Source organism: Halanaerobium sp. MA284_MarDTE_T2, assembly GCF_003337245.1.
Classification (GTDB): Bacteria; Bacillota; Halanaerobiia; order Halanaerobiales; family Halanaerobiaceae; genus QPJE01.
This window is the reverse complement of record NZ_QPJE01000011.1, coordinates 1-17618: the sequence shown is the minus strand read 5'-3', so window position 1 is coordinate 17618 and position 17618 is coordinate 1. Positions and strand designations below refer to the sequence as shown.

Here is a 17618-nt window from a genome sequence, read left to right as displayed (position 1 = left end):
TTAAATTATTTGACCCTTATCCCTTATATTAAGATTCGAGATAATTAAAACTTTTCCTGTTTTTAAAATATTATTAGATGACTTTCCTTTCTCAATTAACACTATTTTTAAATTTTATTATTCGCAGCCTTAATTTATTTCAGCAAATACTTTTTGCGCTATCTTAACTGCTTCTTTAGCATCTTTTGCATAAAAATCAGCTTCTATCATATCTGCATAATCTGATGTAAGTACAGCTCCTCCAACCATTATCCGACAGTCAGGAGTTTCTTTTCTGACAGCTTTTATGGTTTTTTCCATATTTTTTACTGTAGTAGTCATAAGTGCACTTAAACCTATAAGTTTAATTTCATTTTCTTTTACTGTTCTAACAATCTCCTCAGTCTGCACATTTCGACCCAGATCAATTATCTGATAGCCGTAGTTTTCCAGTACTATTTTTACTATGTTTTTCCCTATATCATGTACATCACCTTTTACAGTCGCAACGGCAATTTTCCCTTTTGCAATATTTCTGCCACCACTGTGTGCCATCTTCTGCTTAATAACAGCAAAGGCTTCCTTTACAGTTTCTGCAGACTGTACAAGTTGAGGTAGAAAAATTTCTCCCTGTTCATAACTATCACCGACAATATCCAGAGCAGGAATTAAATATTCATTTACTACTTCTAACGCTTCTTTTTCTTTTAATATCTTTTCGGTTAAAGGACCGGCTGCATTTTTTAAACCTTTTATAATGACCATTTTCAAATCATCGACTTTATCACCCAATTCTTCTGATTCCAGAATTTCTTTTTTTTCTGGAGCAACATTATCTTTGTTTTTCGCCATGTATTCTATATATTGAACAGCACCTTGATCAATATTATTTAAAACTGCTGCAGCTTTAATTGAAGCCATCATTTCTCTATCATTGGGATCAATTATAGGCAGATTTAAGCCCTGGAAAAGAGCCATACTCAAAAAAGTTCTATTGAGAACCGAACGTGCAGGCAGCCCAAAAGAAACATTGGAAATCCCAAGAGTAGTATTAACTCCCAATTCTTCCTTTACTCTCTTTATTGCTTTAAGGGTTTCTTTTACACCTTCCTGCTGGGCAGAAGCAGTTAAAGTAAGGCAGTCAATTATAATTTTCCCTCTCTTTATTCCATACTCATCCGCTTTATTAACTATTTTTTCGGCAATTTTAAATCTTTCTTCTGAACTGTCAGGTATACCGCTTTCATCCATAGTAAGGCCAATAACAGCTGCCCCATATTTTTTTACTGAAGGTAAGATCTTATCAAGTACAGCAGTCTCTCCATTAACAGAATTAACCACTGCAGTCCCATTATAATATCTCAAAGCACCTGCTATAACATCAGGATCACTGGAATCAATCTGAAGAGGAATGTCTAAAATCCCCTGCAGTTCTTTAATTGTTCTGATCATCATCTCTTTCTCATCTATATCCGGCAGCCCTAAATTGACATCCAGTATATCTGCTCCTGCTTCCACTTCTTCTACAGCAACTTTAAATATATAATCTAAATCACTATTTTTAAGTGCATTTTTGAAAACAGGTTTTCCAGTCGGATTAATTCTCTCTCCTACCACATTAATACTGGCAAGATTAACATATTGTGAGGGTGAACAGACTGTGCTCTCTTTTATTATTCTTCTGCTCTTAACTTTTTTATTTTTTAGATTCTCTGCAATAATAGAAATAAAGTTTTTATCTGTACCACAGCAGCCTCCAACAACAGCCAGCCCTTTTTGATAAAGTTCTGCTAAAGGCTTAAAATATTCTTCTGGTGAAATCTTAAAAACCGTTTCTCCATCTTCTACAACAGGAAGCCCAGCATTTGCCTGCATAATTACCGGAATTTCTGAATATTTCAGCACTTCTTCTGCCAGTGGTTTTAGTTTTTCCGGCCCCAGGGAACAGTTTAAACCTAATGCATCTACACCCAGACCTTCAAGTACAGAAATCATAGAACGGATACTGCCCCCGGTAAAAGTCCTGCCGTTTTCCTCAAAGGTCATTGTACAGAAGACAGGCAGGTCAGAATTTTCCTCAGCAGCCAGAACCGCAGCTTTTGCTTCATATAGATCTGCAATAGTTTCTATATGTATGAGGTCTGCTCCTGCTTCTTCACCTATTTTAACCTGTTGTTTGAAAAGCTGATATGCTTCATCAAAAGTTAAACTTCCCATCGGCTCCAGAAGCTCTCCTAAAGGGCCAATATCCAGGGCAACCAGTGCATCTACAGAACTTTCATCTACAGCTCTGCGGGCATTACTGACTGCTGCTCTAATAATTTCTTCCACAGAATAATCAGTTTCATCCATTTTTAAGGTATTTGCTCCAAAAGTATTGGTGGTTAAAATCTCTGCCCCAGCCTCTAAATAGCTTTTATGTATATCAACGATTTCTTTACTTTTTTCTATGTTCAATATTTCGGGCAGTTCTCCTGCTTTCAGTCCTCTCATCTGTAGTACAGTCCCCATTGCTCCATCAAAAATTATTATTTCTTTCCCCAGCCTATTTTTTAGTTCCACAGTAGTTCCCCTTTCTCCTCAACTGACAGTCATTATATAAATTACACTGTCTGCAGTGTCTTTTTTCAAAAGAAAATTCTCCATCACTTTCTGTTTTTTCTGTCAACATGCCGATTACAGCAGTGACTGATTTATTTGGCTGAAGCATATTATATTTAGAAACTGTTAAACCAATTTTTTTGGGAGCATTAAGTATTCTTAAAAGCTCTTTCTGAACTTCTATACTTAGGTCACCATAGCCCGGACTATAGCGAAAGGTAATGTCTTTATATCCATCATTAAATGCTTTTCTTTTTATTTCAGCTTCGACTTTATCACAGCCTTCTTCAACTGCTGCTGTTGCGCAAGCATCAAAGATTACTGCTTTTGTGACAGAAGTTTTATCATAAAGCGATATTTTTTTATCAATTTGTACACCCAGAGTAACTGCCATTAAATATATTTCTGGTGACTTTTTTAAATGTTTTTTAATGCTTTTACCTTTTAATGTAAGGGTTGTATTTAATAATTTTATTCCTTTTTGAGAAATTTCTATCGGGAATTTTTTATATAAATAGCGAAAATCAATTAAATCTTTTACCTCTGCCGATGCTTGACTGATTAACTGTATAATATTTTTATCTTTTAAATCTTTAGATGTCTGCAGATACATCAATACTTCAGATCTGTCTATTTTAAATTCCATCACTTTATCCAACCTTTTTATGATTTATATGTTTTAATAATGATTCAATAGCTTCTTTGATTTTCCTCGCTACAAAGGGATTATTCATCGTATAAAGATGAATCCCATCAACATCACTGGATATTAAATCTACAATCTGTTCTACAGCATATGCTATCCCAGCATCACGCAGTGCTTCAGGGTTATCCTGATATTTAACAAGTATCTTTTTAAATTTTTCGGGAAAATATGCATCTGATAATTCAATTATTCTTCCCACCTGTTTTTTGTTAATAACAGGCATAATACCTGCTTCAATAGGTATATCAATCCCCTTTTTTCTTATTTGACTGATAAAATTATAAAAAATCTGGTTATCAAAAAACATTTGAGTTATCAAATAATCGACACCATAATCAACCTTGTGTTTCAAATATTCAATATCTTCTGCCAGATTCTCTGTTTCCAGATGTCCTTCAGGATAGGAAGCAGCAGCCACTCCAAAATCTCCTTTTTTCTTAATATAATCAATCAGCTGATAGGCATAATTATAATTTCCTGTCTGACTGCCGTCAAGTGGTTTATCCCCTCTTAAGGCCAGAATATTTTCTATCTTATTAGCCTTCAATCTCTCCAAAATATCATCTATATTTTCCTGGGTAGAATTGATACAGGTTAAATGTGCCAGGGGCTCTACTCCATATTTTTCTTTTAATAAAGATGAAATCTCACAGGTTTTATTGTTGTTTACCCCTCCACCTGCACCATAAGTAACACTCATATAATCAGGCTCAATTTTTTTAAATTTATCCAGCACCTTATATATTGTTTCAATATGCATATCATATTTAGGTGGAAAAATTTCCAGTGAGAATACCACTTTTTTTTCTGCAAAAATATCTTTAATTTTCATTTTAACCTTTTCTCTCCTTAATATATTATCATCAATAAATGTTGTTTAATTAAAAAATCCACTCCCTGAAAAAGAAATGGCCTAGGATAACTTATCTTTCAGGTTTATCCTGCTGGATTTAGCACCGGGCAGAATAAACTGCTGGTTGCCGGGTTTCTCAGGGCCAGTTCCCTCCACCTCTCTTGATAAGATATTATTATGCTATTTTTGATTACTTTACCATATTAAATGATCTATGTCAAGAATTTATGGTATAGACTTTCCCCATTTTTTATATACTGCTGCAAAAAGGGGAGATGCAGAAATATTGAAATTTTTAGTCAATGAATCTTAACGAAATGAAGGAAGAAATAGGGTTGAACTGCAGGATGGAGTGAGCTAATCATGAGTCAGGAGGACTCATTGATTAGTGTGCCCTATTTCACACCCGAATTGAGTTTTAGATAAATCTAAAAATTTCGTTGATGACTAAAGCCCCCTTTTTGCAGCTTGAAAATAAATTTTTGGGGAACTCCTATTTATGGTATTGCAGGTGCTGCTTATGCCAATGTCATTGCCCGTGGAGTTGGCGGCATTTTTATTAATCCCCGGCATGTATCTTTTGGGGGAAATGCAGCAGAGTTATTAACTGCTGTATTTTTTTTCGTATTCACTTCTCATTATGATATTTTTATTATCTTTAAGATGGTCTGCTGCCATTATTCCATATAAATGATCTATCTCATGCTGAAAAAGTTCAGCCATATCATCTGTAAATTCTCGCTCTATATTTTCTCCTTCTGGAGTTATATAATTTACTCTAATTTTTTTATGCCGCAAAATCTTTACAAAAAAAGCTATATCCATACTGAAACAGCTGTCCCAGACATAAAACATTTCGCTGCTTTTCCAGTTTATCTCTGGATTGATCATTATTATCTCTTCATCAGGCACACTGGCATAAACTACTTTTTTTAAATAAGCTATCTGTGGAGCGGCAAGTGCTCTGCCGGTTTTCTTCTCCTGCTGCAGATTAATTAATGTATCTTTTAAGTCTTCAACAATTTCTTCCAGATCTTTATCAAATTTTTTTATCGGTTCAGATTCTTCCCTTAATATTGGATTACCCAGTTTTAAAACTTCTTTAACAGCCATTTTTTCTCCTTTCTAATCTTCCCTCTTTATTTTAAGATTATTATTTAAAATTCAAGCAGCATTTCAATATGGGGTATACCGTCTTCCAGATAAACTTCAGAAACATTTTTATAACCCAGACTCTGATAAAAATCATTTAAATATTTCTGGGCCGAAATACGGATCGAATCTGCTGCAAATTTTTCTTTAATAAAAGCTGCAGCAGTTTTCATCATCTTTTCCGCATACCTCTTCCTTCTAAATTTTTCTGCCACAAGCACCCTGCCGATTGAAGGTTCACTGTAAGAAAGTCCGGCCGGTAATATTCTTAAATAAGCAGCTATCTCCTCATTCTCTTCATAATAGAGGTGATAGGACTGCTGATCTTTGTTATCACATTCTGCATAAGGACAGTTTTGTTCTACTACAAATACATCTATTCTCGCTTTCAGGATTCTGTATAAAATATCTGTATTAAGTTGATTAAAATGTTTTATCTTAAAGTTCATTATTTAAGCTCCTGTTCTTCAAAAAATTATTTTCAATCATTTCAGCTGGTGCAGGTCTGGCAAAATAATAACCCTGATATAGATAACATCCGTTTGCCGCCAAAAAGTCAAGTTCTTCTTCTGTTTCTACCCCCTCTGCCACAACTTCCAGATCAAGTGTCTGGCCCATCATTATTATTGTTTTTACAATATTAAAGTTATCTCTCTTATGCAGAAAAGATTTATCTATCTTTAACTTATCTATTGCAAAGCGGTTCAAATATTCCAGTGAAGAATATCCTGTACCAAAATCATCTATAGCTATTGATACTCCCAATTTTTTAAGCCTGTTTAAAACATCTATTGTATATTCCACATCTCTAATAGCTGTTCTCTCAGTAATTTCTAATTCCAGAAATGCTGGATTTACATCATAATCATTTAAGATTGATTTTATTTTTTCTATAAAATCATCTTCCTGAAACTGCTGAGGAGCAATATTTACAGACATCTTTAAATCATTATATCCTTTCTCATTCCAAATTTTAAGCTGTTTGATAGATTCGTTTAATATCCAATCTCCTAGTTCCAAAATCATACCTGTATCTTCTGCTAATGGAATAAAATCCCCCGGTGAGATGAGTCCGCTTTCCGGATGTTTCCAGCGAATAAGTTCTTCTACACCAATAATTCTATTTTTTCTGCCGTCAACCTGTGGTTGATAGTAAAGTTCAAACTGCTCTTCTTTGATTGCATAGCGAAGCTTATTTTCCAGATTCATTCTGCCGGAAAGTTTCCCATCCATTTTTCTATTATAAAAAGCTATCTTACTTTTATCCTCGGCAAAATGGACAGCAATTCTGGATTTTTTTAATAGGCTGCTGCAGTTTTCATCTGGAACAGCTGCTTTTGCTATTCCAATTTTAGGTTTTATATATATAAGTACTTCATCTATTTCATATGGAAAAGAAAGATTTTTTAAAATTTCTGAAGCAAAAGACAGCATTTTTTCTCTGCCGCTTCTAGAAGTAAAATAAAAGATAAATTCATCATTTTTGCGGGCTATAATTGTTTTATTGTCCAGTTCCTTATTAAGCCTCTGATATATTTCTTTTAAAAGCTTATTTCCTTTTTGAAACCCATAATTGCTGTTAATGAGATTTAAATTATCTGTTATAAGAGTGAATAAATAAAGGTTTTTACTGGAATTTTTATTGTTTTCAAGTGCATCACGTAGATTCATCTGTAGAAAATTCATATTCGGCAGTCCGGTCAGAGGATCATTATAGGTTAAATTATTTATTTTATTCAGCATAGTGTTAAAACCTCTGGTAAGTCTGCCAAATTCATCCCTGCTCTCATAGGTTAAATTTAAATCCAACCTGCCTTTTTCCACTTCTTTAAATGCAGAAATAAGTCGGTTAACTTGTTTGTTGAAATAACTGGAAATATCCAAAATTATAAAAAACATAATCAGTGTTACAGCTGCAAAAATTACCAGTGAAAGATAAAGTGTCTTATTTCTGACTTCGTTTATTTTTTTTATTGAACTCCCAACAATTTCATTGAATTCTGTTTCATAACCACCTGAACCAACAAAAAGGTCTGTGCCAGCTATCGGCTCTACATAACCATATTTTGTTTCTATATTACCTGTCTGTGGATTTATATAAGGATATGTTACCTGACCTCCACCCTTTTTTACTACTTCTAACATCTCTTTTATCAGATATCTGTTTTTTATACTATACCCCATCCTGTTCTGACCTTCGAGTTCCGGTGTTGGAGGTAGAGAAATCGTTTTTCCTTCCAGACTGTATATATAAAAATAATTGTTTTCCAGATCGGCATTTCTGTTTATATCTGCAATCAAATTCTCTTTTTCTTCATCTGTTAAATTATCATTATTCTTATAAATTTCAGCAAAAACAATTGCCCTTGTTCTTACAAGATTTTGATATTTATTATAGAGCTGTTCCAATAGTTTTTCTTCCAATACTGCCTCATTACTGCTGGATAGATTTTCAAATTGATAGAATACTGCTGCCATTAAAAAAATCATTGCTGCTAAAAAGCTGAGCCCTATACCAAATAAAATTTTATTTTTTATAGATAGATTCCTGAATTTCATCAATTTCAACTACTCCTTTTAAATAGTAATATTAATCAATAAACTGGTGTGATTTATTTCTGTATTCAATTTTTTTATTAATTTTAGGCTGATAATCTTCTGATAGTATAGATATTCAATAGACTTTCCCCATTTTTTATATACTGCTGCAAAAAGGGGAGATGCAGGAATATTGAAATTTTTAGTCAATGAATCTTAACGAAATGAAGGAAGAAATAGGGTTGAACTGCAGGATGGAGTGAGCTAATCATGAGTCAGGAGGACTCATTGATTAGTGTGCCCTATTTCACACCCGAATTGAGTTTTAGATAAATCTAAAAATTTCGTTGATGACTAAAGCCCCCTTTTTGCAGCTTGAAAATAAATTTTGGGGAAACTCCTTAGATATTCAGTTTTGATTTTTTATATTTTATGAGATATAATAAGTTTAGATAAAATTATAAGGAGGGATCATTTATGCCACATATTGTTTTTGACGGACCTAAACTCAGCAAAGAACAGAAAAAAGAACTTGTAAAAAATTTCACTGATACTGCCAGCAAAGTTACAAATATTCCCAAAAAGTCATTTGTTGTAATGATCAAAGAAAATAACCTGGAGAATATTGGTGTTGGAGGAGAACTTTTATCTGAAAAAAAATAAATATTATTTCGGAAGTTAAAAAATAAACTTTAACTAAAAAGCTCCCTGGAAATCTTGTTTGACAGCTTAATTATTTATTTCCCGGGAGCTTAAATTTATAAAAGTCCAAAAATGTCCTTCCCAATCCCCCTGACCACATTTTGAATCCTTTCTTTTTTTGTTTATAAATTGCTACCTCAAACCATAAAATATTGAAATTATTATTTCTACAAAAACTGATCTGATATTAATTTAATTATTACTGATGATTTTCTGTTTAGTATTTTACAGCTGACTTTTCGGATTTAGATAGAAGTATATTACTTGTAAAAAGTGCTATAACAGTATAAACAGCCATAATTAACCAGCTTAAACTGTATGAACCTGTTTTATCTGCAATAAGACCAAAAATCGGTGGCCCAATTATTATTCCAAAACGTACAAAAAGTAGTGAAAGTCCCACACCTATACCTGTATTTTCGTCTCCCAGCTGTTTGGACACAGCAGAAAAATACAGACCATTCCAACCTCTTCCTACACTTCCGAGAACAAAAGCAATAAATAATAATATAGAGATATGAGGATCTAATTTGCTGAGAAATGATAGTACAGCTGCTGTTAAAATTATTAAAACTGCAAGCAGATTAAATCCAGTCTTATCATTACCTCCCAAAAACCTGTCATTTAATATTCCCCAGCCAGGTCTACCTGCCATACTTCCCAGCTGAAAAACCATAAAACCAAATCCAGCAGCAACTTCAGAAAAACCAAAATCTGAGTAAAGATAAAGAGTAAAATGAGTAGCAGTTATTCCTGATGCGACTCCGAACATAATTCCCAAAAAACAAAGAGCCAGCAGATATTTATCTTTAAAAAGTATCTTAAGCTGTACAGAAATAGCCGGTTTTTTATTTTTATCTTTTTTTTCACCATCTTTCCCTTCAGAATCTGCTGATTTTTTATTTTTATAGAAAATGAAAAAGATTAGTGAAACAACAAAATAAGTAAAAGACAGCAAAATAACCGCTGCTTTCCATCCTGCTGCAGATGCAGTCCAGGGTAAAATGCTTGCGGCAATAACTCCTCCTAAAGAAAGTCCCAAAGTTATAATTCCAACTGCAGTAGATCTGTTTTCTTTTGAAATCCATTCTGCAACACCTTTTGTTCCTGTCGGCAGAATAATACTCAATCCAAGTCCTGTTGCTGATGCCAGAAGGAGCATCATCACAAAATTGATAGAATATGAATGCAAAAATATAAAAACTCCCATACAGCTGAGCCCTGCTATCATAGATTTTTTAGTTCCCCATTTGTCAGCTATCCAGCCAGAAAAAATCGAAACTGACACCGAACTTATGTAGATAAAAGTAGAATATAATCCTAATTGAGCTTTACCCAGACCATATTCTGCCTGAATAAATGGAAAAAGAGTCATGATACCATTTCTATAAAGTCCACCAGTCATTGTAGCCAGTGTAATAATTATCAGCACTTTCCAGTTAAAATTCTTCCCTGCTTCATTCTCCTTTTTAAGCATTAATAATCCTCCAATTATCGATACATAATTTAAAATGACCATTTTAAATTATTATATCATCACTTAAATTGCATTAACAGGTTAAATTGAAAATTTTTAGGATTAGATCAATAAATTTGATTTCTGCTTCAAAAAAATTGGTTTCCCGAAATATTTCAAATTTCCCAATGGCAGATTTCGTTCTGATTTCAAATCATAACATTTATTTTTTATTTGAGTTTGTTCTTGAGTTGCAGAAATTTTCCTAATTTTAAATAAAATTCAGATAAAAAAAGAGGGCAAAAAACTAAAACTGCCCTCTCTATAAATATATTAAATTTTAAAGACTATCTCCAAAATCTTCTCTAAATTTTCCCACCAGTTTTTGCTGCCAGTTTGAAGTGGTCTTTAATTTGCCGAAGAAAAATCTCAGCACTTCAGGTTCTTCAGTAAATTCTAATCCACCTATCAATTTGCGGTTTTTATAAAGCCAACTTATTCTGTCAGCAGCATATTTAACCTGAGAGAGGGTAAATACTCTTCTGGGCAGAGCCAGACGGAGCAGCTCCATATTGGATAAAGTTTCATTACCATCTTCATCTCTCTGCTCTGACATTGTACCCCTCTCCATACCTCTAACCCCACTAATGAGATAAACAGCGGCTACCAGTGCTCCTGCCGGATATTCTGTCTGAGGTATATGGTCAACAAACTGCATAGCATCTATATGACAGCCCAGTCCTCCAGGGGGTGTAACTACAGGCACATCATTCTTTTTCAATTCTTCTGCCATAAACTTTATAAATTGTGGTCCCTGATTAACCATGTTTTCATCCATTGTCTCTTCCAACCCAACTGCAATTGCTTCCATCTCTCTTACTGACATGCCACCATAGGTTGAAAAGCCTTCATAAAGAGGCAGCAGTTCTCTCATTTTAAGAAAGATATCCCTATCACTGGTACATATTCCACCACCACGTGCATTGCCCAGCTTACGAGCTGAAAAGTAAATAATATCCATTAAATCTGCTATTTCTTGTGTTATTTCCGCTATACTCATATCTCTACATTTTTCTTCTCTTGTTTTTATAAAGTAGAGGTTATCTGCCAGCAGACTTGCATCAAAAACAATTTTTATATTTTCCTGATTGCATAATTCTCTAACCTCTCTCATGTTTGACAGAGAAACTGGCTGACCACCGATAAGGTTTGTTCCTGCCTCTATACGTACAAAAGGAATATTTTCCGACCCATGCTCTTTAATCAAATTTTTTAATTTCTCCAGATCCATATTTCCTTTAAATGGATGGCTGCTTTCAATATTTAACGCTTCATCTATGTAAACTTCTTCAACCTTACCACCATTTGCTACAATATGTGCCTTAGTGGTAGTAAAGTGGTAATTCATTGGTACAACAGATCCTTCTTCTACCATAGTAACAGATATAATATTTTCACATGCTCTTCCCTGATGTGTGGGGAGAAAAAATTCTTTGCCAAAAATACCATTTAAAGTTTTTTCTAATCTGGTAAATGTTTCAGATCCTGCATAACTGTCATCTGCCATCATCATTGCTGCCTGCTGTCTGTCACTCATGGCATTAACTCCACTATCTGTGAGCATATCCAAAAAAACATCTCTATTATTTAATAAAAAAGTATTATTTCCTGCTTCTATAATTGCCTCCAGCCTTTTTTCGATTGGCGGGAGATTTAATTTCTGTACAATCCTGACTTTATGCATTTCTAAAGGAACATCTTCTTCAGAATAAAATTTAATTTGATTTTGACTTCCGTTAGCTACCATACTACACTCTCCTTTAATATTTTTAGTTTATTAAATATTCCTTGATTACTATTTTTTACCATCCTGCTGTTTGCTCTAATTAAATTAAACTTTAGCCTACTTGGAACAAAGCAACTGAATTTACAAACAGATTCCTACTTTTATCACCCCCAAAAAAACAAAATCGCCCTTTTAACAGGACGATAATATCGCGGTACCACCTGAATTAACCTAATAAAATTAGATTCACTCTTTTGGAAGCAGTTAACTTCCTCACCAAATAACGTCGGAACACGTCTGAATCTACTGTTTTCAATTCAGAAACTCAAGGGTGTATTTCAGTCAGCAGCAATTACCAGTTCCCAGCTTACCCGGCTCTCTTAAAATGCTTAAAGACTTACTTCTCCCCATCATAGTTGTTAGATTTTATTTACATTATATTTATTATATTTAATTTTACCACATCTGTCAAGTTATCTTTCTCGAGGAGTTTCCCCAAAATTATCCTTAAGATTGCAAAAAAGAGGAAAGTATTTATTATCCTCTGCTGATCAAAAACTTTTTTATTAGGCTGAATGTCATCATTATCAGAAAAGCAGCCGTCATCCCAGCAAAAAAAGCTATTATACCTGTAATACCTGTATACAATTTGCTTTCTGTTTTAACCGCACTGTTTAAAAGCTGCAAAGCTGAAAAAACTAAAAGAGCACCCAAAACTCCAAAAGGAATGATATTAACTAATTCTTGAGAAGCAAAGAAAAAAGCAGCAGTTAATATAATAACACCTGATATAATATTTGATCCTCCAGTTCTGGCCCCAAAACGGTACTGTGCAGCCAGTCCACCTGCCCCATGACACATTGGAAATCCACCAAAAGCAGATGAAATTAAGGACATCAGACCAATACTTCCCACTATTTTTCTCTCAGACACATTTCTATCCAGCAAATCTTTTATCAGAAGAGATGTTGCCAGTACTGCATTACCTAGAGTTAAAGGCAGTTGAGCTAATGTTCCTTTAATAAACCCTGACCACAGTTCTACTCCAGCAGGCAATGTTAAAACAGGAAGATTAAATGCTGTGGTTTCCGGAAAACCATAATTATATATGCCCACTCCAAGACCAAGGACAAAAACTATCAGTGAAGATATATCAGATATTGGTAGAAAGTAGAACAATATTATGATAAAAGCTGAAATTAGACCAATTAATAAATCATCAGCAATAAAATTTAGTGCGGTTTTAGAGAGTGTCAGCGCCAGACCAAACTGTATACCTCTAATTAACCAGTGTGGAACATATCTTTTTATAAATTTCATACCATCAGTCAGAGCAACTATTAAAAAAATAATACCTGTCATTATACCTGCACCAGCAATTTCACCTGCAGTTAGGGCTCCACTTATTGCAATTGCTCCAATTGCCTTCATTGGTTCTACCGGCATCGGCAGCTTGTAATATATGCCTGTTAATATATAGCTTATACCAAAAAAGAACAGTACAGGCGCAATATTTATTTTAGTAACTGCTGCCACACCAAAAATAATAGGGATTAAAGTACCAAAATCACCTACTGCTCCTGCTGCCTCTTCTATATTGAATCTAAAATCTTTCTCCACAGCTAAAATAACACCTACTTTCTAATTTTTGCTACAGCACTGGCCGAGCGACCTCTAATTTAATCAATTTCTATAACCTCTACAGAAATACTATTTTCTTCAAATTGAGGCAGAATATCTTCCTTTTTCCCAACAATAACTGTCAAAAATCTACCTGGATAGATATATTTCTCAAAATATTTGTTTACGTCTTCAGCAGACAAAATATTATATGCCTGAATAAATTTATTTATATAATTTTTATCTCTTTCTTTAAATTCAATATTAAAAATCACTGACTGAAGCAAATCTTCTTTTCTGCGGTAGCTTTTGGGAAAAAAAACATTTCTTCTGTTAACTATCTCAAAAATATCATCTTCTGTTATTTGCTCTTTTCCCTGAATAATCTTTTCTATTTCTTTATTTATGGATTCCACGGCCAGATAGGTTTTTTCTGGCTTTACAGATGTATTTAAAATATAATATCCGCCAGCTTTTTTATCTACATATTTTGAATAAATATTGTAAACTAATCCTTTTTCCGCACGCAAATTTTTGGAGAGTCTGGAAGTTAAATCTCCTCCTCCAAATATTTCATTTCCGAGTGTAAAAGCTATTCTGTCTTTAAAATATCTAATATCAAGATTATATCCCATTTTGATTTTAGCCTGTGTTGCATCTTCTTTGTTTATCAAAATAACTTTTCCATAATTACTCTCTTCTGCAGTTACTGTAGGCTGTTTCCAGAATTCACTGCTGTTTTTCCAGCTGCTAAATTCTTTATGTAGTTTTTTCAGCATTTTTTTGCTGTCAAAATCACCATATAAAATCATAATTGTCTTATTAGGTCTAACTGTTTTATCATAATATTTTTTTAAGTTCTCTGGGGTATAATAATCTAAATTATCAAGCAGCAGATCCAAATCATGTGCATAAGAATATGGATGTCCTAAGTAAATATTTTTAAAAAAATACATTTCTAAAAGGCTATTTTGTCTGGTTTTGGACTGCTGTATATTACGCTCTCTTTCAGCTAAGAGTCGGCTGCGGTATTCTGCTGCAAAATTGGGCCTTAATAAAATCTCCTTTAAAAGAAATATTAATTTATTTTTTTCTGAAGTTAATGCATTTCCGCTAAATGATATATAATGATCAGAACTGGACAAATTTAGATCAACAGCATTTAATTCTTTAAACCTGTTCAGCTCTTTTTCTCCATAATTTTGTGTTCCTGTATTCATTACTGCAGTCATAAAATCTGTTATACCTGCATTATCTTCATTCTCTAAAATTCTTCCACCCTTTATATAACCTTTGATATCAATATATGGCAGGCTGTGGTCTTCTAAAAGATAGATTTTAAGCCCATTATGGAAAACAGCAGAATTATAATTAGGAATATCTAAATATGGAATAGGATTGGTGTTTTCCGATAATTTGCTGTAAAGCTCCTGTGTAAAATCAACTTCTGCAGAGGTATGGATTGTAAAAGTTATTAAAAGAGAAGTAATAATCAGAATTACAAACAGCTTTTTTCTCATTTTTATCACCCTTATTAAAATTTAATTATTAACAAAAATAATCTTGAATAAATATCAGCTGCTGATCTCAAATACAAGTTTTTACTTTTAACTTAAACTGCTGTCAGATTTTATTTTTTGGGCATAATATAACCTATTGTCCGACTGCTTTTATTAAAATATTTTTTAGCGGCATCTATTATATCTGCTTCAGTTACACTGTTAATTCTCTCTATTTTTTCTCTGTAAAATTCTGGTCTGCCGTATTTAATGTAATCTCCAATAATCATATCCGAAAAATTACTTATATTCTTCTGTGCTAAAATAAGATTTTTAGTCATTCCTTTTTTCATAATTTTTATCTCTTCTTCGGAAACACCATTTTCTATTATTTTCTGCAGTTCTTTTTCAAAACCCTGTACTACCTTTTCTATATTTATTTCTGAATTAGGAATTAAAACAATTCTAGAAAAATTCGGGACAGATAATGACGTCCTATAAGCATTAGCGTCAAGCAATATATTCTGCTTCTGTTTAAGTTCTTCTATTATTCTAGATGTAGAATTGTTGATCAATATATTATGCAGAAAATCTACTGCTTCCATATCTGGATTATCGCCAGACGGCAGTTTATAAAACATTACTATATAGGGTACTCTTGTTACTTTCCTAATCTTAACCACTTTTTCCTCTTTTTGCTCTGGAAATTTAAATTTAGCTTTTTTAACTTTTTTGGACTCATAATCACCAAAATATTTTTTTACCAGCTGATAAGCTTTTTCTCCTGTTACATCACCACTTATAGATATAACAGCATTGCTTGGTACATAATAATTTTCGTAATAATTATATATATCATCCAGTGTAATCTGTTCTAAATCTTCTTTCCAACCGATTATTCCGTGTTCTAATGGAGTATTTTTAAATGCAGCAGCATTAATTTCTTCGACTGCTGAACTAAAAGCATCATTTTCTATATACATCCTTCTCTCCTGAATTACAACTTCTTTTTCCCGCTGAAATTCTTTTTCAGAAATATTAAGATTTCTCATTCTATCAGCTTCAATAGCAACAGCCAATTCGAGGTTGGATGAAGGAAGTGTTTCATAATATTTTGTTCTCCAGTGAGCAGTTGAAGCATTTTCTGAACCCCCAACATCTTTTATCATTTCCGATATCTGGCCTTTGTTTAAGGTGTCTGTTCCTAAAAACATAAGATGTTCCAGCAGATGTGAAATACCGGTTAAACCTTTTTTCTCATCGATTGAACCAACATCATAATATATCGAAAAATTTACAATCGGAACTTTATGGTCTTCAAATACAAATAATTCTAATCCATTGTCCAAACTATAATATTTATAATCTACTTCAGGAATAAATAGATCACTATCAGCATTTTCAGCCTGAACTGCCGATATTATTATAAAAGAAATTAAAATAAAAGTAAAAATAATAAATAAATTTTTGTTGATTTTTTTCATAATTAATCCAGCTCCTTTTCCAAATTTATATATAATTTTATTTTTTAAAAAATAAAGCATTATTTTGCTATTGCAAATAATTCTACCAGTAGTTTTAGACCAAATTAAAACTATTGATTTTTTACGACTGAATCAATAAGTTGGCTTACTAGCTGGACCACTTTTTCTTTATTGATATTTCTATTTTTATTGTTTACAGTTACAGAAATTGTATAAATCTCACTTTCCGGCGTTTTTTGTAAAATATAAGTAAAATTTAAAACACCTGGTTCCAATCCATTTTTATAGCCTGCCAGATAGTAATTTTTTTCTGTACAAGCCCGGAATTAATCTTTATTTCTTCTGCATCCTTTAATTCAAAAATAATTCTGGCAAGCTCTTCCGTACTTAAAAACCACTCCAGCTTATCAATTGAAACAGGCTTATCTCCAATTTCAACATTTTTCAGTTTTTCGGAAGAGATTTCTTTTAAAATTTTTCTTTTCTCCTCCACTGATGAATTCAGATACTGCTCTCTTATCTCTTTTTTGTCAGAAAATTTTAAAATAAATAATTCTCTTGTTTTTAAAAAAGGAATGTTTTCTTCAGAGAATTCAGCTTCTAACTTTTTATGACCCAGATAATCAAACAGATGATCTGACGCTGTATTATCATTCTGAGAAATCATTAAAATACTAAGAGTTTTTAATGTAACCGGTGTCCCTTCCGGCCAATTCTGTATAATTCCAAAAGGCAATGATCTGTTTTTTTCATTAAGCTCTATTATATCATGCCAGTTTTTTTCAGTATTAGCAATTTCTTGATACAGTACTTTTAATATATGAAGTTTAAAAGCAGAGCCAACTGCCATCTTCTGCTGATCATTATAAGTAATTATTTTTTCAGAATTATTTTTTATTACTGAAATTGAAACATCACCTGATAAATTTCTAAATTTTTCTACAATATCTGATAAACTATCATTAACAAGACTATAATTTCCAAACCATAGGCTGCTAATCATATTGGCTTCATTTATTTCTATTCGTGCGGGAACACTACCTTTTTCAAAAATTAATAAATATCCATCTTCATTTTTTTCTATAGATTTGATATCACCCAATTTTGTACTGTACTGATCTTTGACCCTCCTCGGGGCAAGCCCACGAGGATTCCTGCTTCTTAGAAGTGGTAACCCACCATCTCCACAGGCTTAAAATCCTGTTAGCCCAACAGTATATCCTCTAACTTGCCTTTTGTATT

13 protein-coding genes, 1 riboswitch and 1 other annotated feature are annotated in these 17618 nt (G+C 33.0%); of the genes, 1 reads left to right on the top strand and 12 read right to left on the bottom strand.

The genetic code is table 11. The features are described from left to right. Window positions 1–129: 129 nt before the first annotated feature. The 6 genes from DFR78_RS06545 to DFR78_RS06520 form a co-directional block, all read right to left on the bottom strand. Window positions 130–2541: a homocysteine S-methyltransferase family protein gene (locus DFR78_RS06545; protein ID WP_114458040.1), complete on the bottom strand. Its 2412-nt coding sequence runs from the start codon at window positions 2539–2541 to the stop codon at window positions 130–132. Beyond that, window positions 2525–3226 (bottom strand): vitamin B12 dependent-methionine synthase activation domain-containing protein, encoded by a 702-nt coding sequence (locus DFR78_RS06540; protein ID WP_114458089.1) that lies wholly within the window; start codon window positions 3224–3226, stop codon window positions 2525–2527. The genes DFR78_RS06545 and DFR78_RS06540 overlap by 17 nt, the downstream gene beginning before the upstream one ends. Window positions 3227–3230: 4 nt before the next feature. Then, on the bottom strand, window positions 3231–4118 hold the full coding sequence (metF, locus tag DFR78_RS06535) for a methylenetetrahydrofolate reductase [NAD(P)H] (protein WP_114458039.1): 888 nt from the start codon (window positions 4116–4118) through the stop codon (window positions 3231–3233). 88 nt (window positions 4119–4206) lie between these two features. Beyond that, a riboswitch (SAM riboswitch) is annotated at window positions 4207–4310 on the bottom strand. Window positions 4311–4742: 432 nt separating this feature from the next. After that, window positions 4743–5252 carry a peptide deformylase gene (def, locus tag DFR78_RS06530; protein WP_114458038.1) on the bottom strand — a complete coding sequence of 170 codons (510 nt, stop codon included), beginning with the start codon at window positions 5250–5252 and terminating at the stop codon, window positions 4743–4745. A gap of 44 nt (window positions 5253–5296) precedes the next feature. Then, window positions 5297–5740, bottom strand: a complete 444-nt coding sequence (locus DFR78_RS06525) for a GNAT family N-acetyltransferase (protein WP_114458037.1) — start codon at window positions 5738–5740, stop codon at window positions 5297–5299. After that, window positions 5730–7850 carry an EAL domain-containing protein gene (locus DFR78_RS06520; RefSeq protein WP_233487009.1) on the bottom strand — a complete coding sequence of 707 codons (2121 nt, stop codon included), beginning with the start codon at window positions 7848–7850 and terminating at the stop codon, window positions 5730–5732. Before DFR78_RS06520 ends, DFR78_RS06525 begins: the two co-directional genes overlap by 11 nt. A 456-nt stretch (window positions 7851–8306) precedes the next feature. Between DFR78_RS06520 and dmpI the strand changes: the two genes are divergently transcribed. Further along, entirely contained in the window at window positions 8307–8492 is a 186-nt protein-coding gene (gene dmpI, locus DFR78_RS06515; RefSeq protein ID WP_114458035.1) for a 4-oxalocrotonate tautomerase DmpI, read from the top strand. Window positions 8493–8748: 256 nt separating this feature from the next. Here the strand turns inward: dmpI and DFR78_RS06510 are convergent, their stop codons facing one another. The 6 genes from DFR78_RS06510 to DFR78_RS06485 all read right to left on the bottom strand — a co-directional run bounded on the left by DFR78_RS06510 (window position 8749) and on the right by DFR78_RS06485 (window position 17478). Continuing rightward, window positions 8749–10008, bottom strand: coding sequence for an MFS transporter (locus tag DFR78_RS06510; RefSeq protein ID WP_158531725.1), 1260 nt, complete (start codon window positions 10006–10008; stop codon window positions 8749–8751). A 319-nt stretch (window positions 10009–10327) separates the two neighbouring features. Continuing rightward, window positions 10328–11794, bottom strand: a complete 1467-nt coding sequence (locus DFR78_RS06505) for a tryptophanase (RefSeq protein WP_114458033.1) — start codon at window positions 11792–11794, stop codon at window positions 10328–10330. A 172-nt stretch (window positions 11795–11966) separates the two neighbouring features. Continuing rightward, window positions 11967–12196: a binding site (T-box leader), on the bottom strand. Window positions 12197–12310: 114 nt separating this feature from the next. Next, window positions 12311–13393 carry a putative sulfate/molybdate transporter gene (locus DFR78_RS06500; protein WP_114458032.1) on the bottom strand — a complete coding sequence of 361 codons (1083 nt, stop codon included), beginning with the start codon at window positions 13391–13393 and terminating at the stop codon, window positions 12311–12313. A 59-nt stretch (window positions 13394–13452) separates the two neighbouring features. Further along, complete coding sequence (locus DFR78_RS06495; RefSeq protein WP_114458031.1) at window positions 13453–14913, bottom strand: pitrilysin family protein; 1461 nt, start codon at window positions 14911–14913, stop codon at window positions 13453–13455. Window positions 14914–15023: 110 nt separating this feature from the next. Beyond that, window positions 15024–16376 carry a pitrilysin family protein gene (locus tag DFR78_RS06490; protein ID WP_158531724.1) on the bottom strand — a complete coding sequence of 451 codons (1353 nt, stop codon included), beginning with the start codon at window positions 16374–16376 and terminating at the stop codon, window positions 15024–15026. A 256-nt stretch (window positions 16377–16632) separates the two neighbouring features. Beyond that, window positions 16633–17478, bottom strand: coding sequence for a serine hydrolase (locus tag DFR78_RS06485; RefSeq protein WP_114458029.1), 846 nt, complete (start codon window positions 17476–17478; stop codon window positions 16633–16635). Window positions 17479–17618 lie beyond the last annotated feature (140 nt).

Excerpts from the sequence above, each read along its gene's own strand:
- DFR78_RS06540 (WP_114458089.1), bottom strand. The coding sequence starts at position 3,226 with ATGGAATTTAAAATAGACAGATCTGAAGTATTGATGTATCTGCAGACA.
- metF (WP_114458039.1), bottom strand. The coding sequence starts at position 4,118 with ATGAAAATTAAAGATATTTTTGCAGAAAAAAAAGTGGTATTCTCACTG.
- def (WP_114458038.1), bottom strand. The coding sequence starts at position 5,252 with ATGGCTGTTAAAGAAGTTTTAAAACTGGGTAATCCAATATTAAGGGAA.
- DFR78_RS06525 (WP_114458037.1), bottom strand. The coding sequence starts at position 5,740 with ATGAACTTTAAGATAAAACATTTTAATCAACTTAATACAGATATTTTA.
- DFR78_RS06520 (WP_233487009.1), bottom strand. The coding sequence starts at position 7,850 with ATGAAATTCAGGAATCTATCTATAAAAAATAAAATTTTATTTGGTATA.
- dmpI (WP_114458035.1), top strand. The coding sequence starts at position 8,307 with ATGCCACATATTGTTTTTGACGGACCTAAACTCAGCAAAGAACAGAAA.
- DFR78_RS06510 (WP_158531725.1), bottom strand. The coding sequence starts at position 10,008 with ATGCTTAAAAAGGAGAATGAAGCAGGGAAGAATTTTAACTGGAAAGTG.
- DFR78_RS06505 (WP_114458033.1), bottom strand. The coding sequence starts at position 11,794 with ATGGTAGCTAACGGAAGTCAAAATCAAATTAAATTTTATTCTGAAGAA.
- DFR78_RS06495 (WP_114458031.1), bottom strand. The coding sequence starts at position 14,913 with ATGAGAAAAAAGCTGTTTGTAATTCTGATTATTACTTCTCTTTTAATA.
- DFR78_RS06490 (WP_158531724.1), bottom strand. The coding sequence starts at position 16,376 with ATGAAAAAAATCAACAAAAATTTATTTATTATTTTTACTTTTATTTTA.